The organism is Lysobacter sp. DMC104 (assembly GCF_056313665.1).
On the sequence record NZ_JBQUZW010000012.1, the window covers coordinates 82,935 to 103,930 of the forward strand.

22 protein-coding genes are annotated in these 20,996 nt (G+C 70.6%); 9 read left to right on the top strand and 13 right to left on the bottom strand.

Features of this window, described 5'->3' with window-relative positions; translation table 11 throughout:
- Nucleotides 1-4 precede the first annotated feature (4 nt).
- The 5 genes from ACT53R_RS15455 (at nt 5) to ACT53R_RS15475 (ending at nt 4,342) form a co-directional block, all read left to right on the top strand.
- The gene (locus ACT53R_RS15455; protein ID WP_476172796.1) at nt 5-1,123 is read left to right on the top strand and encodes an ABC transporter permease; all 1,119 of its coding nucleotides are present in this window, start codon (nt 5-7) and stop codon (nt 1,121-1,123) included.
- A 346-nt stretch (nt 1,124-1,469) separates the two neighbouring features.
- Nucleotides 1,470-1,937 carry a hypothetical protein gene (locus ACT53R_RS15460; RefSeq protein WP_476172797.1) on the top strand — a complete coding sequence of 156 codons (468 nt, stop codon included), beginning with the start codon at nt 1,470-1,472 and terminating at the stop codon, nt 1,935-1,937.
- The gene (locus ACT53R_RS15465) at nt 1,934-2,761 is read left to right on the top strand and encodes an ABC transporter ATP-binding protein (protein WP_476172798.1); all 828 of its coding nucleotides are present in this window, start codon (nt 1,934-1,936) and stop codon (nt 2,759-2,761) included. Before ACT53R_RS15460 ends, ACT53R_RS15465 begins: the two co-directional genes overlap by 4 nt.
- Before the next feature lies 1 nt (nt 2,762).
- Nucleotides 2,763-3,686: an MlaD family protein gene (locus ACT53R_RS15470; protein WP_476172799.1), complete on the top strand. Its 924-nt coding sequence runs from the start codon at nt 2,763-2,765 to the stop codon at nt 3,684-3,686.
- Nucleotides 3,683-4,342: an ABC-type transport auxiliary lipoprotein family protein gene (locus ACT53R_RS15475; RefSeq protein ID WP_476172800.1), complete on the top strand. Its 660-nt coding sequence runs from the start codon at nt 3,683-3,685 to the stop codon at nt 4,340-4,342. The genes ACT53R_RS15470 and ACT53R_RS15475 overlap by 4 nt, the downstream gene beginning before the upstream one ends.
- A gap of 60 nt (nt 4,343-4,402) precedes the next feature.
- Here the strand turns inward: ACT53R_RS15475 and ACT53R_RS15480 are convergent, their stop codons facing one another.
- The 3 genes from ACT53R_RS15480 to ACT53R_RS15490 all read right to left on the bottom strand — a co-directional run bounded on the left by ACT53R_RS15480 (nt 4,403) and on the right by ACT53R_RS15490 (nt 7,523).
- Nucleotides 4,403-5,515 (bottom strand): DUF4349 domain-containing protein, encoded by a 1,113-nt coding sequence (locus ACT53R_RS15480; protein WP_476172801.1) that lies wholly within the window; start codon nt 5,513-5,515, stop codon nt 4,403-4,405.
- Nucleotides 5,516-5,645: 130 nt separating this feature from the next.
- Nucleotides 5,646-6,218, bottom strand: a complete 573-nt coding sequence (locus ACT53R_RS15485; protein WP_476172802.1) for a hypothetical protein — start codon at nt 6,216-6,218, stop codon at nt 5,646-5,648.
- 24 nt (nt 6,219-6,242) lie between these two features.
- Nucleotides 6,243-7,523 carry an acetyl-CoA C-acetyltransferase gene (locus tag ACT53R_RS15490; RefSeq protein ID WP_476172803.1) on the bottom strand — a complete coding sequence of 427 codons (1,281 nt, stop codon included), beginning with the start codon at nt 7,521-7,523 and terminating at the stop codon, nt 6,243-6,245.
- Between the two features lie 161 nt (nt 7,524-7,684).
- On the opposite strand from ACT53R_RS15490, the gene ACT53R_RS15495 reads away from it, so the two are divergent.
- The 3 genes from ACT53R_RS15495 to ACT53R_RS15505 all read left to right on the top strand — a co-directional run bounded on the left by ACT53R_RS15495 (nt 7,685) and on the right by ACT53R_RS15505 (nt 9,666).
- A complete protein-coding gene (locus ACT53R_RS15495) occupies nt 7,685-8,590 on the top strand; it encodes a hypothetical protein (protein WP_476172804.1) in 906 nt (301 codons plus the stop codon).
- A gap of 35 nt (nt 8,591-8,625) precedes the next feature.
- The gene (locus ACT53R_RS15500; protein WP_476172805.1) at nt 8,626-8,943 is read left to right on the top strand and encodes a hypothetical protein; all 318 of its coding nucleotides are present in this window, start codon (nt 8,626-8,628) and stop codon (nt 8,941-8,943) included.
- A 111-nt stretch (nt 8,944-9,054) separates the two neighbouring features.
- The gene (locus ACT53R_RS15505; RefSeq protein ID WP_476172806.1) at nt 9,055-9,666 is read left to right on the top strand and encodes a hypothetical protein; all 612 of its coding nucleotides are present in this window, start codon (nt 9,055-9,057) and stop codon (nt 9,664-9,666) included.
- A gap of 38 nt (nt 9,667-9,704) precedes the next feature.
- On the opposite strand, the gene ACT53R_RS15510 is transcribed toward ACT53R_RS15505, so the two are convergent.
- The 3 genes from ACT53R_RS15510 to ACT53R_RS15520 all read right to left on the bottom strand — a co-directional run bounded on the left by ACT53R_RS15510 (nt 9,705) and on the right by ACT53R_RS15520 (nt 12,902).
- Entirely contained in the window at nt 9,705-10,265 is a 561-nt protein-coding gene (locus ACT53R_RS15510; protein WP_476172807.1) for a superoxide dismutase family protein, read from the bottom strand.
- Between the two features lie 113 nt (nt 10,266-10,378).
- A complete protein-coding gene (gene ntrC, locus ACT53R_RS15515) occupies nt 10,379-11,818 on the bottom strand; it encodes a nitrogen regulation protein NR(I) (RefSeq protein ID WP_476172887.1) in 1,440 nt (479 codons plus the stop codon).
- Entirely contained in the window at nt 11,802-12,902 is a 1,101-nt protein-coding gene (locus ACT53R_RS15520) for a two-component system sensor histidine kinase NtrB (protein WP_476172808.1), read from the bottom strand. The genes ntrC and ACT53R_RS15520 overlap by 17 nt, the downstream gene beginning before the upstream one ends.
- Nucleotides 12,903-13,029: 127 nt before the next feature.
- Here ACT53R_RS15520 and ACT53R_RS15525 point away from each other — a divergent pair, with 127 nt between their 5' ends.
- On the top strand, nt 13,030-13,995 hold the full coding sequence (locus ACT53R_RS15525) for a bifunctional helix-turn-helix transcriptional regulator/GNAT family N-acetyltransferase (RefSeq protein ID WP_476172809.1): 966 nt from the start codon (nt 13,030-13,032) through the stop codon (nt 13,993-13,995).
- 36 nt (nt 13,996-14,031) lie between these two features.
- Here the strand turns inward: ACT53R_RS15525 and ACT53R_RS15530 are convergent, their stop codons facing one another.
- The 7 genes from ACT53R_RS15530 to apyH form a co-directional block, all read right to left on the bottom strand.
- Nucleotides 14,032-14,475: a DUF6691 family protein gene (locus ACT53R_RS15530; protein ID WP_476172810.1), complete on the bottom strand. Its 444-nt coding sequence runs from the start codon at nt 14,473-14,475 to the stop codon at nt 14,032-14,034.
- Nucleotides 14,475-14,903, bottom strand: coding sequence for a YeeE/YedE family protein (locus tag ACT53R_RS15535; protein WP_476172811.1), 429 nt, complete (start codon nt 14,901-14,903; stop codon nt 14,475-14,477). The genes ACT53R_RS15530 and ACT53R_RS15535 overlap by 1 nt, the downstream gene beginning before the upstream one ends.
- A 4-nt stretch (nt 14,904-14,907) precedes the next feature.
- Nucleotides 14,908-16,146 carry an OmpP1/FadL family transporter gene (locus ACT53R_RS15540; RefSeq protein ID WP_476172812.1) on the bottom strand — a complete coding sequence of 413 codons (1,239 nt, stop codon included), beginning with the start codon at nt 16,144-16,146 and terminating at the stop codon, nt 14,908-14,910.
- A 134-nt stretch (nt 16,147-16,280) separates the two neighbouring features.
- A complete protein-coding gene (gene apyS / locus ACT53R_RS15545; RefSeq protein WP_476172813.1) occupies nt 16,281-17,297 on the bottom strand; it encodes a RiPP biosynthesis methyltransferase ApyS in 1,017 nt (338 codons plus the stop codon).
- A complete protein-coding gene (gene apyD / locus ACT53R_RS15550; protein ID WP_476172814.1) occupies nt 17,294-19,264 on the bottom strand; it encodes a RiPP biosynthesis radical SAM protein ApyD in 1,971 nt (656 codons plus the stop codon). Before apyD ends, apyS begins: the two co-directional genes overlap by 4 nt.
- The gene (gene apyI / locus ACT53R_RS15555) at nt 19,255-20,067 is read right to left on the bottom strand and encodes a RiPP maturation protein ApyI (protein ID WP_476172815.1); all 813 of its coding nucleotides are present in this window, start codon (nt 20,065-20,067) and stop codon (nt 19,255-19,257) included. Before apyI ends, apyD begins: the two co-directional genes overlap by 10 nt.
- Nucleotides 20,064-20,975, bottom strand: a complete 912-nt coding sequence (apyH, locus tag ACT53R_RS15560) for a multinuclear non-heme iron-dependent oxidative enzyme ApyH (RefSeq protein WP_476172816.1) — start codon at nt 20,973-20,975, stop codon at nt 20,064-20,066. The genes apyI and apyH overlap by 4 nt, the downstream gene beginning before the upstream one ends.
- Nucleotides 20,976-20,996: the final 21 nt, after the last annotated feature.

Below are 20,996 nucleotides of genomic sequence, written 5' to 3' on the forward strand. Positions count from 1 at the left end.
ACCGATGAGTCCGCCCGCCACCGCCCTCCCGCGCATCGAACGCGACCCGCAGGACGGCGCCATCGCGCGCCTGTCCGGCGACTGGACGCTGCATCACGCGCTGGCCGTGGGCGATGCGCTGCGCGACGTGCCCGAGGACGTGCGCATCCTCGACGCCGACGGCGTGACCCGGCTGGATTCGCTGGGCGTGCTGCAACTGCTGCGCTTCGCCTCGCGGCGTGGACTCGACGACGACGCGCTGCGCTTCCGCGACGACCATCGCGCGCTGGTGCAGGCGATCGAGGACGTGCGCGACGGTCGCCCCAAGGCGACGAAGACCTACGGCGTCGCCGCCGCGCTGGAACGCCTCGGCCGCGCCGTGCAGCACGACGCCCGCGAAGTGGTCGCGCTGGTCAGCTTCCTCGGCGAGACGCTGGTCAAGCTCGGCCGCATCCTCGTGCAGCCGCGCCGGCTGCGCGTGACCGCCACCGTCTTCCACATGGAACAGGTCGGCCTGGACGCAGTGCCGCTGGTCGGCCTGCTCTCGTTCCTCGTCGGCGCGGTCATCGCCTTCCTCGGCGCGAACATCCTCGCCGACTTCGGCGCGTCGATCTACGTCGTGGAACTGGTGAGCATCGCCTTCCTGCGGGAGTTCGCGGTGCTGCTGACCGCGATCATCCTCGCCGGCCGCACCGCCAGCGCGTTCACCGCGCAGATCGGCGCGATGGTCAGCCGCGAGGAAGTCGACGCGATCCGCACCCTCGGCCTCGATCCGGTCGACCTGCTGGTGATCCCACGCGTGCTGGCGCTGATGACGATGCTGCCGCTGCTGACGTTCATCGCGATGCTCGCCGGCCTGCTCGGCGGCATGTTCGTCAGCGCCAGCAACCTCGACATCCCGCCGCAGGCGTTCTACAACCGCCTGCACGAGACGATGCAACTGCGGCATTTCCTGGTCGGGCTGTCGAAGGCGCCGATCTTCGCGCTGCTCATCGGCCTGATCGGCTGCCTCGAAGGCCTGCAGGTCAGCGGCAGCGCGCAGTCGGTGGGCGAACGCACCACGTCCAGCGTGGTGCAGACCATTTCGCTGGTGATCGTGCTGGATGCGATCGCGGCGATCTGGTTCATGCACATGGGGTGGTGACGTGAACCTTCTTGCGAATCCCGCACTGATCGACCCGCCATGCCACGCGCTGCCCGGACGCCGCCATGACCGGCATCATGACATCGATGCATCCGCGAAAGCCCGGAATCTTTTCCGCGCTGGCGCGCGGGTCACTTTCTTTGGCGCAAAGAAAGTGACCAAAGAAAACTTTCCAGCGCCGGATCACATCTGCCGACGGCGACGTGGTCGGGATTTTTCGATGAGACCTCCATGTCTCATCGAAAAACGGCGCACGTCCTGTGCGCCGCCCTCCGGGTCTCCATTGCCAGGACGGCATGCCGGACCGGAATTGTCGTCGGGACGAGTCGCATCCAAGGCAAGCACAATGCTTCTGCAGGATGGCATTCATTCGCAGATCGGCCTGCCGATCTTGATCCCTCGCCCCACCGCGAGACTGCCGCAGGAAACCTCGCTCGATACGCCAGCCGCAGTTCTTTTCTCCGATCGTCCCGACGACGATTCCAGCGCTGCGTGGAATGCCGGAACGGGAAACCCGGAGGGCGGCGCACAGGAGGTGCGTCGTTTTCCGATGAGGCAGGATGCCTCATCGGAAAATTCCGGTTGCAGCACCGGCGGCAGGTTCGAATTGGACCTGCATGTTTTCTTTGGTCACTTTCTTTTCGAAAAGAAAGTGACCCGCGCACCAGCGCGGGAACGATTCCGGGCGTTCATCGCTTCGCATGGGACACGGATGGCGAGAGCGCCACGCCGCATCCGCGCGCATCGAACGGTCATCGTGCCGCAGCGCGAATGCGCGCACCCGCTGCTCACGGCGGAAAAGGCATCGCCATGACGACGCCCATCGACGAACCCGCCATCCAGGTCCGCGGCCTGCGCAACCAGTTCGGCGAACAGGTCGTGCACGAACACCTCGACCTCGACGTGCGCCGCGGCGAGATCCTCGGCGTCGTCGGCGGTTCCGGCAGCGGCAAGTCGGTGCTGATGCGCTCGATCCTCGGCCTGCGCGAACCGGACGCCGGCACGATCGAAGTGCTGGGCGTCGACGGTCGTTCGCGTGCGGATGCCGATCGTCAGCACATCGAGCGCAACACCGGCGTGCTGTTCCAGGACGGCGCGCTGTTCTCGTCGCTGACCGTCGGCGAGAACGTGCAGGTGCCGCTGAAGGAACATCATCCAGAGCTGCCGGAATCGCTGCTGTACGAACTCGCGCTGCTGAAGGTGAAGCTCTCCGGTCTGCCGCCGGATGCGCTGGACAAGCTGCCGTCGCAGCTGTCGGGCGGCATGCGCAAGCGCGCGGGCCTGGCGCGGGCGCTCGCGCTCGATCCGCCGCTGCTGTTCCTCGACGAACCCACGGCCGGCCTCGACCCCATCGGTGCCGCCGCCTTCGACCGGCTCACGCGCACGCTGCAGCAGGCGCTGGGGCTGACCGTGTTCCTGATCACCCACGATCTGGATACCCTGTACGCCATCTGCGACCGCGTCGCGGTGCTGGCCGAGAAGCGCGTGATCGCGGTCGGGCCGCTGCACGAGATCGAACGACTCGATCATCCGTGGGTGCAGGAATATTTCAACGGCCCGCGCGGACGCGCGGCACGCGACGCCCGCGAACGCGACCCCGCGACGCAGGGCCGTGATCCGATGACCGAGAGAGCCTGACATGGAAACCCGCGCCAACTACGTGCTGATCGGCGCCTTCACGCTGGCGACGGCCGCGTTCCTGCTGCTGTTCGGGCTGTGGGCGGCGAAGTATTCGTCGGACAAGGACTGGCGCTACTACGACGTGATCTTCGACGAGGCCGTCACCGGCCTGACCGAAGGCGGCAGCGTGCAGTACAACGGCATCAGCGTGGGCAGCGTGGCCGACCTCAGCCTCGCGCCGGACGATCCGCGCAAGGTCGTCGCGCACGTGAAGCTGCGTGCGAACACGCCGGTGAAGATCGACACCCGCGCCAAGCTGTCGTTCACCGGCCTGACCGGCACCGCGTTCATCCAGCTCACCGGCGGCACGCCGGCCGCGCCGGCGCTGGTCGCGCACGGCGACGAGGTGCCGGTGATCCGCACCGAGGCTTCGGCACTGCAGAACATCGCCGAGACCGCGAACCGCCTCGTCGCGCGTCTCGACGAAGTGCTCAGCGACGAGAACATCGCCAACATCCACAAGACACTGGCGCACATCGAGAAGACCTCGCGCGCGCTGGGCGACAGCAGCGGCGACATCGGTGCGCTGATCGCCAACGCACGCACCTCAAGCGAGAAGCTGTCGGCGACGCTGGACACCACCAATGCCGCGATCAACGACGTCGACCGCGAACTGGTGCAGAAGCTGCCCGGGCTGATCGCCAAGCTCGACAGCACGCTCGCGCGACTCGACGCCACCGCCGGCAACGCCAACGCGATCATCGCGGAGAACCGCGGCGCGATCCGCGGCTTCACCCGCGACGGACTGGGTGAGGTCGGGCCGACGCTGGACGAACTGCGTGCGCTGGTGCGCGACCTGCGCCGCATCAGTGCGCGGCTCGACCAGAATCCGGCCGGCTATGTGCTGGGCCGCCAGAATCCGAAGGAGTTCGAGCCGAAATGAACCCCGCCACGAAATCCGCCCGCGTTTCGCGTCGCCGCGCGCTGCGCACTTTCGTCCTCGCCGCGCTGATCGCACCGCTGGCCGCCTGCGGCGTGCTGCCGAAGCACGAACCACTGGCGCTGTACCGCCCCGAGGCGACGATCGCCACCGACGCGACGTGGCCGCAGGTCGCGTGGCAGTTGCGCATCGCGCGCCCGTACGCGGACGACGCGCACGACAGCGCGCGCATCCTCGTGCGCCCGCAGCCGGGCGAATTGCAGGTCTACAAGGGCGCGGCATGGACGCAGCCGGCGCCGGACCTCGTGCTGGACACGCTGGTGCGCGCGTTCGGCGACAGCGGCCGGCTCGGCGGCGTCGGCCGTCGCGGCGAAGGCGTGGGCGCGGACTACGAACTGCTGCTCGACCTGCGCCGTTTCGAAGCCGATTACGCCGATGGCGCCATGCCGAACGCGCGCATCGCGCTCGGCGCGCGCCTCGTGCGCAACGACGACGATCGCGTCGTCGCCAGCCGCGTGTTCGAGGCCGACGTGCCCGCCACCGGCACCGCCGTGCCCGAGGTCCAGCGCGCGTTCTCGCAGGGTCTGGGCACGGTGACGACCGATCTCATCGGCTGGACGCTGGCCGAAGGCCGCCGCGACGCGGCGACGAAACGCTGACACCGCAAACGACGACGCCCCGCGGAAACCCGCGGGGCGTCGTGCTCAACGGCGCGAACCTCATTCCATCGGCGGCGGACGCTTGGAAGGACGCGCGGCACGCCAGCGGCGGATGCCATAGACCACCAGCCCGATCGCCAGCCACAGCGGCCATGCGGCGGTCAGTGCGACCACGAGGTCGAGGATGCCGTACCAGCCGGTGCGCAGCGAGTCGAACATGCGCGAGAAGAAGCCCTGCGCGTGTTCGCGGAACACCGCATCGGTGTCGACCAGTTCGGTCTGGCGCAGCTTCGGCGCCTGGTACAGCGACAGCGTGATCGTGCTGAAGTCGACGCGGTCCTCGTACTGCTTCTGCTGGATCAGCGCCTCGTCGCGCTGCATGCGCGCGTCGCTGCGCGCCGAGATCACGTCGGCCTTGCGATCGAGACGATCGCCGCCGCGGATCGCGTCGCCCAGTTCGCGCTGGGCGTCTTCCTCGCGCTGCCGCGCCAGCTGCTGGCGCAGCAGGTCGAACTGGGCGTCGGCGGCCTGGAAGCTGCGACGGTCGAGGAATTCCATCTGCGACGCGATGGCGCGCAGGAACGCCTGGGTGTGGTCGCTGGGCACGCGCACGGTGAGGTTGCCGCGCACCTGGTATTCGGCGAGTTCGAGCAGCTTGCCGTTGCCGGCGGGGCGGCGCTCGATGCGCGTGGTGTCGGCGGTGATGCCGTTGTCGACGACGAAGCCACCCTGCTCCGCGGCGACGTCCTCGATCGCCAGCGCCGAGCCGTACACGTCCTTGACCCGGAACTGCGCCTGCGCGGTGCGGATGAACTTGCGCTGCCCGTCCTTGTAGACCGCGGCGCTGGAACTGACCTGGGCAGCGTCGACGCGGGTGGTCGTTTCGACCGGGTCCTCCGCTTCGCGGCGCGCCACTTCCTCGGCGACGTTGCCCTTGGCGGCCGCGTCGGCCGCGCCTTCGAACGAAGCGGACGCGGCATCCGCAGCGGCCATTTCGGCGGGCGGCGCCGCAGGCGCGGCGGCCGGCATGGCGCCGCCCGCCATGGCCTTGTCGGCCTCCATGCGTGCCGAGGTGGCTTCGGCCGCGCTTTCCTGCTTGCTGCACGCGGCGAGTGAAAACGAAAAGGCGGCGACCAGGCCGCAGACGAGCAGGTTCGAGACAGTGCGACGCATGATCAATCCCCGTTGACGATCCGTTGAGGGCGGGCCGGCGGCGCGATGCCGTCGGAGCGTGCCGTCGGAAAACGTATCGGATCGCGGAACGGGGTTGGCGGAAACCGGCCACGGCCGACCGTCACCGCTGTCACCGGATCGGCGGCGGCGCGTTTCTTGCGGCGAGCGGCGGCAGCGACGCGAGGAAGGCTTCGCCGGCGCCGGTGAAGCGGACGACGACGTCGTCGATCCGGCGCGCGACCAGCACCGGAGATTCCACGGCACCGACGCAGGTCAGCGCCATGGCGCCGAGAAACACGAGCAAGGAGAGATTGATGTCCTGCTCGATGAAATACAGCAGGGTCGCGGCCGGCAGCCAGCTCCAGGCGAACGCGATGGACATGCGATGCCAGCGCAGAGGGCGCATGCACAGCCCGACCCGGTAACGCACGCGCTTGCGCATCGCCAGGGCGACGATCGCGTCGATCAACAGGTTCAGCGGAACGAGCAGGAACAGGGCCGGCGAATGCCGGTGGAAGCTTTGCTCGCGCATCTGCGAAGCCTGCACAGACTCATTGCATTTCACGCAGCGGGCGGGGAAAGCGGCATCGCGCTCGACCACGAGCTTCGTGCCGTCACGCCACAACCCGGAGATCGTGGCGTCCACTTCGACGCGAGGCTCGATTGGCGCGAGCGGCGGCGCATAGGGGTTGATCTCCGACATCGGTAACGTCCCCTGGCGGGGCGCTCAGCGTTCCAGGATCGCCACCACGCCCATGCCGCCGGCGGTGCAGATCGAAATCAGGCAGCGGCCGCCGCCGCGTTCCTTCAGTGCCTTCGCGGCGGTGGCGACGATGCGGGCACCGGTAGCGGCGAAGGGGTGGCCGGCGGCCAGCGACGAGCCCAGCGGGTTGATCTTCGCCGGATCGATGCTGCCCAGCGGCGCGTCCAGACCGAGGCGGTCGCGACAGTATTCCGGGCTTTCCCACGCGCGCAGCGTGCACAGCACCTGCGCGGCGAAGGCTTCGTGGATCTCGTAGATATCGAAGTCCTGCAGCGTGAGATTGTTGCGCTTGAGCATTTCGGCCACGGCCACGGTCGGCGCCATCAGCAGGCCTTCGCCGTGGACGAAGTCGACCGCGGCGACGTGCGCGTCGCGGATGCGGCACAGCACTTCGTGTCCGTTCTGCGCGGCCCACTCTTCGGACGCGATCAGGCAGGCCGAGGCGCCGTCGGTGAGCGGCGTGGAGTTGCCGGCGGTGAGCGTGCCGCGACCGGAGGTGCGATCGAACGCCGGCTTCAGCGAGGCCAGCTTCTCCAGCGTGGTGTCGCCGCGCAGGACGTTGTCGCGGTTGACGCCGCGGAACGGCACGACCAGATCGTCGAAGAAGCCGCGCTCGTAGGCGGCGGCCAGCTTCTTGTGCGACGACAGCGCCCATTCGTCCTGCGCCTCGCGGGAGATGTTCCACTCCTTCGCCATGTCCTCGCAGTGCTGGCCCATGGACTTGCCGGTGCGCGGCTCGCCGACGCCCGGGAATTCCGGCTTGAGTTCGCCGAACGAAAAGCCGCGGGTGAGCCGCGCGATGCGATCCATCGTGGTCTTCGCCGCGGCGGCCGACAGCAGCCGGCGGCGCAGCTTCGGATTGACGGCGATCGGCACGTCGGAGGTGGTGTCCGAGCCGCCGCCGATGCCGACCTCGATCTGCCCGGCGGCGATCTTGTTGGCGACGGTGATGATGGTGTCGAGCGAGGTGCCGCAGGCGCGCTGCATCGTGATGCCCGGCGTCAGCGGCGACAGGCCGGAGGACAGCGCGGCCTCGCGGCCGAGGTTCCAGTCGCTGCTGTGCTTGAGCACCGCGCCCATCGCGACTTCGCCGAGCTGCTGGCCCTGCAGGCCGAACTTCTCGACCACCGCACCGAGCGTGCGCACGCTCATTCCGAGGTTGCCGACATCGGCGTAGGCCGTGTTCTGGCGGCAGAAGGGAATGCGGGCGCCGCCGAGGACGGCGACGGGACGACCATGCAGCATCGGGCACCTCGAGGGGACAGGCCGCGGCGGCGCGCGGCGGAGCTTCGATTGGACCCGCAAACGCTGGAGCTTCGTCTCTAAAACGCCGCGAAGGCCGACGCGGGCGGGCGAACGGCGGATAATGCGGCGAGTGTAACCCCCGCCCCGTGACCGACGCGACCATGACCGCTTCGCAGCCCGCCTCCGCCTCCTCGCCGCGCATGATTGTCCGCGGCGCCCTCGCCCTGGAACTGGTCCCGGGCACGCAGCCGGGACGCGCCGCGCTGCGCCAGGCCGAAGCCGGCGCGCTGGCCGGACTGGTGAGCCGCGACCTGGCCGGCTTCAGCCCCGGCGCGGCGTCGCTGGACCTGGTCCTCGCCGGCGCGCACCACGATCCCGCGGAAATGCTGCGCCCGGGCTGGCCGCTGCACCGTCGCCTCGAAGAGCTGCATGCCCGCGCCCCGGGCGCCGACGGCGGGCCGCGCGTCATCGCCTTCGGCGCCGACGCCGACGGCGTGGTGCCGCTGCCGCTGCGCGCGGAGCTGGAACTGCATGGCGGCCCGCTGCGCGTGGTGCCGTTCCTGCTGGTCGGTCCCGCGTCCGCGGTCACGGCCGTCGCCGCCGATTTCGAGCAGGCGCTGCTCGAACGCGGCATGGCCGGCGCCGAGACCGCGCTGGCCGCGCAGGACGCCTTCGAGGCGCGGATCGAGCACGCCCGCTACCTCACCGCCTACGACCTCGCGGCGATGATGGCGTTGCAGTACCGTCACGTCGGCCTGGGCGGCGTGTGGCCGCTGATCGAGACCGCGCTGCTGGCGCCCGCCGAGACCGCGTGGCTGGACGCCCCGCCGGAACCGCTGCTGCGCTACGTCGACGGCCACGTGCGCGTCGCCGACTTCGATCGCGAGGGCTGGCGCCACCGCTACGCCGGCGACGAACGCGACGAAGCCCGCCTCGACCGCCGTTACGACGTCTTCCGCGCCCGCCAGCGCCAGCTCGGCGCGATCCTCAAGGTGCACGGCCTCGACGTGTTCGCGGTGCCGTGCGCAGGCGCGCAGGACGCGCGCGCTGCACTGGGCGAGGCGTGAGCGGAGGCCGCGGAAAGCGGCGAACCCCCCTGCACGTGGGCACCTGCCGACGCTGCGGCAGCGACGTGGCGTTCGACGCATGGGCGATGATGCCCCGCGCCAGCGTGCGCTGCGGGACCTGCGGCCTTCCGGCTTTCCCGCCGGCGCTCACGTACCTGACGTTCCCCGTCGGGCTGCTGCTTGCGGTCGCACCGATCCACGGGATGCTCACCGCCGCCGAGGGGCTGTTCGGCAAGCCGATGCCCGCGCTGGCCTACGCGGGCTGTTTCGTGATCGGCCTCGCACTGGCGATGCTGGTCCCGGGCCTCGTCAACGTCGTCGTCTGGCGGCTGCTCGCCGTCTTCCTCCGGTGAAGCCCGGCCGCACGCGCGGTCAGGGGACTGCTGACGCTATTGGGGTGCGTCGAGCAGGCCGACAGCGTTGACAGGCCTTAGACTGACGCCTCCGAACTCCAGGGGGATTCCATGCGCACCATCCGCTTCCTCGGCGCCGGCCTGCTCACACTGTCGCTCGCCGCCTGCATCACGCCACATTCCTACGTCGACCCCGCCCTGCATGACACGGCCTGGACGGCGATCAAACCGCCGGCCCAGAAGCAGGCGGTCGGCTTGACCATCGAGTTCTTCCGGAACGGAGAACGTCTGGCGCGCGCCGACAAGACCCTGCGTGCATCGCTGGAGCGCGCACTGGCCAAGAGTGGCGTCGTGGTCCTGCAACCCAACGGCGCAACGGCGACGCTGACCGCGAAGTTCGACAACATCGCCGACATCTCCGAAGCGATGAAAAAAGGCTTCGGCACCGGCCTGACGTTCGGCGCCAAGGGATCGTCCGTCACCGATGCGTACGCGATCACGTTCATCTATGACGACGGCAGCGGTCCGATCGAGAAGCACTACGAACACGCGCTGCACACCACCATCGGAAACGCCCCCGCGCCCACCAGCGCCGCGCCGATGAGCCCGGTGCAGGCCTTCGACCAGGTCGTCGAGGACGCGTTGATCCACTTCCTCCGCGACCTGCAGGCGGAAGGCAAGCTGGTGATCGCCCGCGACGGCAGCGCCCGCTTCGTCGGCTGACCGATCCGGCCCGCGCCACGCGGCGCGGGCCGCTGCGCTCACATCGCGACGTCGATCACCCCGCAGCCCACGCGGCTGCCGGCGTTGCCGGCGGGCTGGCTGCCGTAGTCGTCGGGGTTGGCGTGGACGACGATCGCGCGGCCGAGGATGTCGTTCGCCGCGCCGCTGCCGAGGGTCACGCCCAGCAGGCGGATGTCGACGTGGGCCACGCCTTCCTGGTTGGCGTGCAGGTTGTCCATGTCGCCGAGGTGGTGTGGGCCGTCGCCGGCGCGGCCGTGCGGCATGCCGGCGGGGTTGAAGTGGCCACCGGCGCTGGAGGCATCCGCGGCCGAGCAGTCGCCACGTTCGTGGACGTGGATCGCGTGCGTGCCGCCGTGGCCGAGCCCGCCGAGTTCGCCTTCGATGCGCACGCCGCCGTCGATCGCGGTGATCGCGAGATGGCCGCTGACGAGGCTGGCCGAAGCCGGGCCGATGTTGGCCTGCGCACGCTGGAAGCGATGCTGCGGCACGGGCGGCGCCGGCTTCGGCGGCGGCGTGCTGGCGCAGGACGCGAGCGTGCCGGCGAGCGCGGTGACGGCGAGAAAGCGGACCATGGTCATGGCGGATCTCCATGCAGGGGAAAGCGGAAGTATGGACCGCGACGATCCGGCGCGGTTCCGCGATGCGCGTCCTGCACGAAGCATGCAGGGCGCACGATGCATGCGCCGCGCGGTCAGCCTCGCGGCGGGCGGCGCCCGGGGCCGAGCTTGCGGGTCAGCGTGTTGCGGCCGAGGCCGAGTTTGATCGCGGCATCGGTGCGGTGGCCGCCGGTATGCGCCAGCGCGGCGTCGAACAGCGCGCGATCGAAGCGTTCGAGCGCTTCGGCGTGCAGGTCGGTGCTGCCGGCGTCGAGCCGCGCGCGCGCCCACGCCACGAGCGCGGCGTCCCAGTCGCCGGCGGTCGCCGCACCGTGCACGGGGGCCGCGACCACGCTCAGCGATGCCGCGTCCAGATCGGCGACGCCGATGACGTCGCCCGGCGCCAGCGCAGCCAATCGCCAGCACAGGTTTTCCAGTTCGCGCACGTTGCCCGGCCACGCGTGCGCCTGCATCCGCTGCAGCGCTTCCGGCGCGAGACGCTTCGCCGGCGCGTCGAACTTCTCCGCCGCCGCGCGCAGGAAGCGTTCGGCGAGCTTCGGGATGTCGTCGCGGCGCTCGCGCAGCGGCGGCAGTTGCAGGCGCACCACGTCGAGCCGGTGCAGCAGGTCCGCGCGGAACCGGCCTTCGGCGACCAGCGCGTCGAGGTCCTGGTGCGTCGCGGCGATCACGCGCACGTCGACGCGGATGAGTTCGCGCCCGCCGACGCGGAAGAATTCGTTGCCGGCGAGCACGCGCAGCAGCCGCGTCTGCAGCGGCAGCGGCATGTCGCCGATCTCGTCGAGGAACAGCGTGCCGCCGTCGGCCTGCTCGAAGCGCCCGGTGTGGCGCTTCGCCGCGCCGGTGAACGCGCCGGCCTCGTGGCCGAACAGCTCGCTTTCCAGCAGTTCCGACGGGATCGCCGCGGTGTTGAGCGCGACGAACGGCCGCCGCGCGCGCGGCGATTCGTGGTGCAGCGCGCGCGCCACCAGCTCCTTGCCGGTGCCGGTCTCGCCGATGATCAGCACGCCCAGCGGCGCCTGGGCCAACCGGCCGATCGCGCGGAACAACGCCTGCATCGCGGGCGTGTCGCCGATCAGCGCGTCGGTGGCACCGCCTTCATCCTCGCGCACCGGCGGCGCGGGCGCGCCACGCGTCGGCGCCAGCGCTTGCGCGGCGAGCGCCACCGCGGCGTCGAGATCGAACGGCTTCGACAGGAATTCGTGCGCACCGCCGCGGAACGCGCCGGCGGTGCTGGCAACGTCGGTGTACGCGCTCATCACGATCACCGGGAGTTGCGGATGCCGCGCCTTCACCGCCTCCAGCAGCGCCAGGCCGTCTTCGCCCGGCATGCGCACGTCGGTGAACAGCAGGTCGGGCGCCTCGCGCGAGTCCAGCGCCCCGCGCACCGCGGCGGCGTCCTCGAACGCGGTCACGCCGTAGCCGGCCTCGCGCAGCGCGGTCGCCAGCACGAAGCGCACCGAACGATCGTCGTCGACCACCCACACCTGCGGCGGGGACTCAGGCGTGGTCGGCATGCGGATCGTCCAGGCGGTCATCGGGGGTGCGGTCCTTCGTCGTGTCTTCAGGGTCCGGGGCCGGCGCGGGGGCCGGATAAGGCAGCAGCAGGGCGAACACGGTGTGGCCGGGGCGCGAGCGATAGCTCAGCGAGCCGCGATGCTCGCGCGCGACCTGCTGCGCCAGCGCGAGCCCGAGGCCGGTGCCTTCGGCGCGGCCGCTGACCAGCGGCAGGAACAGCTGCTCCGCCAGCGCCTCGGGCACGCCGCGGCCGTCGTCGGCGATCTCCAACCGCAGCACGCGCGCGTGGAGTTCCTCGCCGATGCGCACGCTGCGCTCCACGCGCGTGCGCAGGCTGACGTTCGCGGCGCCGGCCTGCAACGCGTTGCGCACGAGGTTCCACACCGCCTGCGTCAACCGGTCGGCGTCGCCGGGCAACTCGGGCAGCGACGGGTCGTAGTCACGGATCAGCTTCACCGCCCAGCCGGCGTCGTTCTCGGCCAGGCGCAGCACGCGTTCCAGCACGCCGTGGATGTTCAGCGGCTCGTGCGGGCGCGCCGGCGCGGGCGACAGCAGCCGGTCGATGAGATCGGTCAGCCGCGCGACTTCGGATTCGATCAGCCCGGTCAGCTCGCGCGCCTCGTCATCGGTCGCGCGCCGGGCCAGCAACTGCGCCGCGCCCTTCAGCCCGGCCAGCGGATTGCGCAGCTCGTGCGCGAGACCCTTCAGCGCCGCCGACAGCGCCGACGGCAGTACCGTGGCGGGGTCGTCACCGGGGAATTCGTCGACCGGATGCGCTTCCAGCCACCAGCCGCCGTCCTCGCGCCGGGTCAGCAGGGCATCGGCGTACTGCGCGGTCTCGCTGCCCGGGAAGGCGAACGGCAGGCGCCGCAACCGCAGTTGGTCGCCCGGCGGCGCAGCCAGCACCCGCGCCAGCGTCCGCCCTTCGACCTCGAACGCCGCCAGCGGCAGCCCGGGCAGGCGCCGCGGGCCGACACCGAGCCAGCGCGCCAGCGCGAGGTTTCCGCCCTCCACCCGACCGTTGGCATCGCACCACGCCACGGGCGTGGAGAGCGCATCGAAGGCGGTGGTGTCGGGGGGCATCGCACCAATTTAGTGCAAAGCCCATCGGCAGGCGAGCCGCAGTCAGTACACGGCAACAGGCGCCCGTTCGCTGGACAGGTCATTATGTAATGCGTTACATAATGACCATCACGTCAGGTGCGCCCCCATGGAATACATCTCCCAGCTTGGCCTCGTCGCCCTTGGCAGCCGTTTCCGCGCGGTCAGCGACCGGCTCTATGCCACGGCCGACGAGGTCTACCGCCTCGGCGGGCTGCAACTGCAGGGCCGCTGGCTGCCGCTGCTGCGGGTGCTGCACGACCGCGGGCCACTGACCGTCGGCGAGATCGCCGACGCGGTGGGCCAGACGCATTCGGCGGTCAGCCAGCTGGCCGACCGACTGGTCGCGCAGGAGTGGCTGGCGGTGGTCGTCGATCCCGCCGACAAGCGCCGCCGCCGGCTGCGCCTGACCGAAGCGGCCGCGGCGCAGATCCGCGCGGCGAAGCCGTACTGGCGCGCGATCGAGGACCTGTTCGCGCAGCACTGCCGCGAGCACGGCATCGACCTGCTGCAGACGCTGGCCGCGTTCGAGCGCGTGCTGGCGCCGGACCTTGCCGATGCGATCGTCGCGCGCGCGGCGGCGCACGGGCGCGAGGCGCTGCGCATCGTGCCGTTCGCGCCCGCGTTGCGCGAACACTTCTACCGGCTCAACGAAGCCTGGCTGCGCAAGTATTTCTACGTCGAGGAAATCGACCACCACGTGCTGTCGCATCCCGAAAGCGAGATCCTGGCGCCCGGGGGCGAGATCCTCTTCGCCGCGCTGGGCGAGGACATCGTCGGCACCTGCGCGCTGATGCCGGCCGGGGACGGCACGTACGAACTCACCAAGATGGCGGTCGACGAATCGCGGCAGGGGCTGGGCATCGGCCGCGCGCTGATGGAGGCCGCCATCGCCGCGTTCCGCCGCCGCGGCGGGCACACGCTGTTCCTGGAGACCAACCGCAAGCTCGTGCCGGCGATCCGGCTGTACGAAACGATGGGCTTCGAGCACCAGCCCGCACGCAAGGCGGATTCGCATTACGTGCGCGCCGACGTGTACATGATCTGGCGCGATCCGGACGAACCGGCGCGTTGATCGCACGGTCGCCTATCATCGCGACGGCGAACGATGTCAGCCGTCGTTCGCGATCGCATGCCTCGTGGCACGGCGCCGAAACGCCACGCAAGCCACGATGCCCGCGAGCATGCCGCCGAGGAACAGCGGCAGCTCCGGATTGCCGGGTACCGCGAGTAGCGCGACGGCCGGGCCCGGGCAATAGCCGGCGATGCCCCAGCCGATGCCGAACAGGATCGAGCCGATCACCAGCGGCGCGTCGATGCGTCGCGCGTCGCCGACGTGGAAGCGCGCGTCGAACACCGGGCGCGGGTGCTTCAGCACGACCCGGAACGCGATCGCCGCGGTGACGACCGCGCCGCCGAGCACGAACAGCAACGCGGGGTCCCAGTCGCCGGCGACATCGAGGAAGGCCAACACCTTCTGCGGCGACGTCATGCCCGCCAGCGCGAGGCCGAGACCGAAGACGAGACCGGAGAGCAAGGCGGCGAACCCGCGCATCACGCGATCCCCCAGACGTGGCGCACCGCCCAGGTCGTGGCCATGGCGACCGACAGGAACAGCCCGACCGCGACGAACGAACGTCGCGAGAAGCGTGCCATGCCGCACACGCCGTGGCCGCTGGTGCAGCCGCGCGCCAGCGTCGTGCCGACGCCGACCAGCACGCCGGCGACGACCAGCAGCAGCGGCGGAAAACCCGCTCGCGCCACTGGCGCCGTGCCGCTCGCGACTTCGTACAGCCCCGCGCCCGCGATCAGCCCCAGCAGGAACAGCAGCCGCTGCGCGAAAAGCGTCTTCGGCCCGGTGAACAGGCCGCCGAGGATGCCGCTGACGCCGGCGATGCGGCCGTTGAAATGCAGCAGTCCCGCCGCCGCGCCACCGATGAGCACGCCACCGGCGAGCGAAGGCAACAGATCGGGCAAGGTCATGGCGTCAGAACTTCCGTCCGTAGGCGAAGCCGAGAATGTATTCCTCCAGATGGAGGTTCGCCTCGCCGCCGCCGAAGCCGGGCGGGATCGAGCCGCGTCCCTGCACCGTTTCCTTCAGCGCCTGCGTGTACGCGACGCTGAGCTCGCCGCCGTCCGCCAGCGTCCAGGTCGCGCCCGCGGACACGTGGTCCTGCACCACGCCGGGCGCGAGGATGTTGAACAGCGTCTGGTCGGACGGGATCGGCTGCCCGGAATGGTTGTAGCCCGCGCGCAGCCGCAGGCGGTCGCTCCAGGCGTAGTCGGCGCCGATCTTGAAGGCGGTGATGTCGCGCCAGCCGAAGCCCGGGCCGTTCGGGGCACCGAGGCCGTTGGGCAGGTTCGCCAGCGGCAGCCCGACCGAGCGCACGCTGCCGTAGCGGATCCGTTCGGCATCGGCCGCGATCGTCAGCGCCGGCGTGGCCTTGTACGCCAGGCCGACGCCGTAGTTTTCGGGAATGTCGAACCCGCCATGGCCGGCGAACAGGCCTTCGTAGCGCTCGAACCGGCCGGTACGGATACGCGACGACCACGTCGCGCCCAGCGAGAGGTTCGGCGTGACCTGCCCGGTCCAACCCAGGCGCAGGCCCCAGCCGGTGGCGCTGTCCTTGCCGCGATTGGTGACGTGGCCGGGGCGCGTGGTGAAGGCCGGATCGAAGTTCTGCAGGCCGCGCGCCTCGAACCGCTGGTACGCGACGTTCACCGCCGCGCCGATCGCGTGCCGGTCGTTCACCTGCCACGCGATCGACGGCGAGACGAACAGCTGTTCGAGGTCGACGCCGGCCTTGCCGCTGCCGAACAGCGGGATGCCGCCGTCGTACACGGTGTTCATGCCGCCGTTGCCGTACACGGCGATGCCGACGCCGAGCCGGTCCGACAGCGCGTGCGTGTAACCGAATTCGGGCAGGAAGAAGTTCGTCTTGCCGTTGCCGTCGTAGCGGCCTGCGACGGGGCTGGGCGCGGTGATCTCGGCGCCGCGCTTCGGCGCGAACCAGGTCAGGCCCGCGTCCACGCGATCGTCCACCAGCACGGTCCCGGCGGGGTTGGTCGCGGCGGCCAGCGCGTCCTGCGGGAAGGCGATGCCGGCGCCGCCGAGACCCTGCGCCGTCACGCCATAGGCATGCTGGAAATAACCATCGGTGGCCAGCGCCACCCCGGGCGAGACGGCAAGCGCCAGCAACGCAAGATGCGGGAAACGAAGGCGCATGATCAATTCCCAGTCGATTGGTGTGATTCCATGGACTGTAGGAACGACACCCCGGCGCGGGGAACTGAACGATCGTCATGTGCTTATTCGTTTGCGGGCGACCGGCCGCCCGCGTCGCGTCGGCATTCCGGCCGCTACAACCCCACCAGATGCAGGAAGCGCGTGGTCGAGGTGTCCTCGATGCAGTGCACGAGGCGCACGCCCGCGGCGCGGTAGACGGCCTGCCAGGCGCGACGGTCCGGCGGCGGGATGCCCTGCCCCGAGATCGCCTGCACGTAGTCGTGCAGCAACGTTTCGCGCATCGCCGGCGTGGTGTGCGCGGCATGGCCGAGGCGGCCGTAGTAGTCCGACACCAGCAGCATGCGCCCGGGGAAATCGCGGCGCAGGCGAAGGAGCCACGCGGGCGCGGCGTCGCGCTTCGCGAAGAGTTCGTTGGCGAGATCGCCGGCGACGATGGTGTCCACCCGCGCCCGTGCGTCCGCGGGCAGCAGGCGCGCGGGCATGCGCCCGTCGCCCGCGAGGATGCGCACCCGTCGCGCGACGCCCGCCGCGCGCAGACGCGCGCGTGCGAGCCGGCACATGCCCGGGTTGGCGTCGATGCCCCAGCCGCGCAGCTGCGGATTCGCCACCGCCAGCGCCGCGAGCAGCGCGCCGGGACCGCAGCCGAGATCGAGCACGCCCCGGCTGCCGAGCTGCGTGAGCAGCGACGCCGGCATCGCCTCGGCGCCGCCCGGTGCATGCAGGAACGCGTTGGCGTGGCGCCGGCGATCCACGCGCGCGCCGGCCCGCGCCGGATGCCGCAGCAGTTCCGGCAGCGCGACGGCATTCGCACCGAACGCGCCTGCGTAGAGATCGAGCACGAACTGTGTTTCCGGCGCAGCGCCTTCGCTCGCGACGAAACGCTTGCCCTGCTTGCGCACCAGCGTGGTGCGCGCGGCCGCGAATTCCAGCGTCGCGGCGAGCAGCGCCGGATCGAGCCGGCACGCCTGCGCCACGTCGTCGACGGTGCGCGGCCGCGACAGCGCGGCGAGCACGCCGAGGTCGTGCAGCGTCGACAGTGCGTGGCCGAGCTGAAGCCCTTCGGCGAGATCCAGCGCGCCCCAGTGCGGCGCGGCGATGGCGTCGGAAGAAGACGCGGTCTTGCGGCTCAATGCATCGCCCCCGCCGTCGTCTCCGGCGCGGGCACGAGGATGCCGGCGCCGACCAGTTCGCGGAAGAAGCGGTCGTCGACGCCGTCGTCGCCGGTGGCCTCGCGCAGCATCGCGGCGACCGCGTCGCAGCGCTGCGGTTCGGCGAACACGCCGAGGATGGCCTCCAGCCCTTCGTCGATGCGCCAGGCTTCGGGGGCCTTGCGGCCGAAATGCAGCAGGTAGCTGGTGCGCTCCGCGTCGTCGTCGGGCAGCAGGGCGTCGTCGCGTCCGGCGTCGCGGATGCGCGCCAGCCAGCGATCGCAGTCGTGCAGGCCGGAGAGGATGCGCACGCGATCGCTCAGCACGTACGGCCGCGGCGCGTCGTAGGCCGGCGCGGGCGCTTCGACCGGCGCGGGTCGCGTGTCGTGCAGCGCGAGGCCGTAGCGAAACAACGAAGTCAGATGATGATCCGCACCGTATTCGGCCGCGACGAAACCGGCGAGCAGGTCCGCGTCCGGCATCCAGCCCGGCGGACGTTCGCGCAGCATGCGATCGGCATGCGCGCGGAACGCCGCGACGAACGCCGACAGTCGCCCGTCGTATCGCCGCAACGCATACGCGGCGACGTCCGGCCCGACGCGGCGCAGCAGATCGACCGTCGCCACCGCGAACAGATGGTCTTCGCGCGGCAGTGCGCCGGGATAGTGGAAATAGGTCTGGAAGATCTCCGGCGTCGACACCACCAGCTCGCGGTCGTCGGGGCCGATCAGTTCGCTGTTGTATGGGCTGGCGTAACCGTCGTAGCGCACGTCGTCGCCGCGCTCGGCGTACATCGGCGTGCCCGGTTCCGGCTGCAGGATGTGCAGCTGCGTGAGGCAGTTCGCGGAGAAGTGGCGGCCGATCATGTCCAGCGTGTCGTCCTGGTCGGCGCGCTCCTCTTCCGGATAGCCGGTGATGAACGACGCCGTGGTCTCGATGCCCAGCGACGCGCACACACCGAGGATCGGTTCGACGAGATCGAGATCCAGCCGCTTCTGGCTGATCTTCTGCATCCGCTTCGAGCCGGTCTCGATGCCGAAGTACAGGCCGATGCAGCCGGCATCGGCCATGCTTTCCAGCAGCGTCGGATTCACGCAGTCCACGCGCGCCGACACCCGCCAGCGGAAGCCACGCCCGCGCACCGCTTCGCAGAACGCCTGCACCTTGTGGCGGTTGACGGTGAACATGTCGTGGTCGAGCTTGAACTCGTCGAAACCGTAGCGCTCGCGCAGGCGCTCCAGCTCGAACACCAGCCGCTCCGGCGATTTCAGCCGGAAGCTGCGCTGGAAGAAACCGGCGGTCGAACAGAACGTGCACGCGAACGGGCAGCCGCGCCCGGCCTCGATGCGCAACAGGTCGAGGCCGAGTTCGGCGATCGGGTAGTGGTCGTAGTCCAGCAGCGGCAGGCTGTCGAGGTCGTGGACCTTGGGCTTGCCTTCGGTCATGCGGAAGCCGCCGTCAAGAGTGTCGCGCCAGCTCAGGCCGGGGATCTTCGCGAACGCGCGATCGGGCAATGCGCGCAGCACCGACGGGAACACCTCGTCGGCTTCATGGCGCACGACGAGGTCGAACTGCGGGAAGCGTTCGAGGATCGGCCGGTCCAGCATCGTCGCGTGCGGCCCGCCGAGCAGGATCGGCAGGTCGGGTTCGGCGCGACGCAGGCGCGCGGCGACGTTGATCGCGAACAGGAAGCTGCAGCCGAGCGTGGTGAAGCCCACGGCTTCGGGCGACTGCGCGAGGATCTGCGCGGCGGCGATGTCGTACAGGTATTCGTCGTAGCGCAGCGTGCCGTTGCGCAGCAGTCGCTTGGGATCGTAGATCGAGGTCGTCGTGCCATCGCGTGCGGCGGACGCCGCCAGCGCCAGCAGGCCGAGATGCGGATGCACGTCGAGCAACGCGAGGTCGCCCTCTTCCGGCATCACCAGGTTGTCGACGAGGGTCAGGCGCATCGCGCCTCGGGCATGGCAGGCAGTTGCACCAGACCGAAGTCGGCGAGCGTCGCCAGCGCCGCGCGCACCGCCGCGGTCGCGCCGCGTCCGCCGCCGAGGCTGCGCACCAGCGCGGGCACGCTGCGGCGGCCGTCGAGGCGCGCCAGCAGATGGAAGCCGAGCGCGTCGAGATCGAGCACGGTCACGTCGTCGGCGCCGGGCGCGCGCCAGAAACACAACGCGTGCGGCGCGTCAGGCACGCTGCCGAGGTCGGGCACGCTCGCATGCAACGCGTCGGCGAGCACACGTGGATCGCAACCGAATTCGTGCAGTTGCAGTGTGCCGCGCAGCCGCGGCACGTCGGGCAGATCGATGACGTCTGCGTCGGCATCCGTCGCCGTGTGCCAGGGCCCGAGCCGCGCGATCGCGTCCTCGTAGCGCAGCGCGTCCCACAGCCGCGCATGCATCGGATCGGCGGGATCGAGCCAATCGGCGATGAAGTCGAGCAGGTCGCGCGCACGATCGGGCATCGTCGTCGCCCACGGCAGCCGCCGCAGCGAGCGGAATTCCGCATAGGCCGCGAACATCGCGATCTCCATCGCGGTCGTGCTCATCAGCCGGAACGACAGCGGATAGTGCGCGCGCAGCGGGTTGTGGCGCACCTTCACGCCCAGCCCGGAAAACTTGGCGAGCACGTCGAGGTCGATCTCGGCCGGATCGACGCCCAGCGCGCGCAAGCGCTCGGGCTGCGCGCGCCAGCGCACCAGCAGCCGCGGCTGTTCGATGCCCGCGGCCATCACCGCCTGCACGCGCGCCAGGCTCATGCGGCCTCCAGCAGCGCGCGGGTGCGCATGAGTTGCTGCTGCAGGATCGCCTGCGGGAACGCGCCCGACCAGTTGTATTCCAGCGTGAGCGCCTGCGGCCGCACCACGTCGAGCACGCGGCGCAGCAGGTCGAACACTTCGGGCGGCGCGGGCACCGCGTGGTCGTCCCACGCCACGCCCGACTGCGTGCTCATGCCGGAGATGTGCACCTCGACCACGCGCTCCAGCGGCAGGCGCTTCAGTTCTCGCTGCGGATCGGCGCCGGTGTTGACGCAGGTGATCAGGAAATGGGTGAGGTCCAGCAGCAGGCCGGCGTCGCAATGCGCCAGCACGTCGGCGATGTAGGCCGACATCGGCATGGTGCTGCCGGGCACCTCGAAATACTGCGGCGCGTTCTCCAGCAGCAGCGGCGTCGCGCCGAGCCGCGCGCGCGCCGCGGCGTAGTTGTCGATGACGCGCGCGACCGAGGCCTCGCTCAGCTGCGGGCAGACGGTGTAGGTCAGCGAGGATGGCGCGATCGCTTCGCCGTCGTCGTCCAGGCCTTCGGCCGAGACATACGCGAGGTGTTCGCCGATCCACGGCGTGCGCAGCCGCGCGGCGGCGGCGGCGATGGCGTCGAAGGTCTGCGCGGACGGCGGCACCGTGCCGGCCACCGAGACGCTGGCGCAGTGCAGGATCAGCGGGATGCGCTGCTGCACGTCGCCGGCTTCGGGCGTGTGCCGCAGCTGTTCGAACGGGATTTCGAGATAGTCGAGCGCGTCGGGCAGCGCGTCCAGGCAGGTCAGCGCCGGCGGGCCGTAGGCCAGGCCGATCTGGGTCCGCGACGGGTCCGGCCGGAAATGCTTCACGCGCTGCGCCTCGAAGGGAATGCGTTCGTCACCTGCGCCCGCGAACGCGGCGACAGGCATCGCGGCACCGCACGTCGTGCC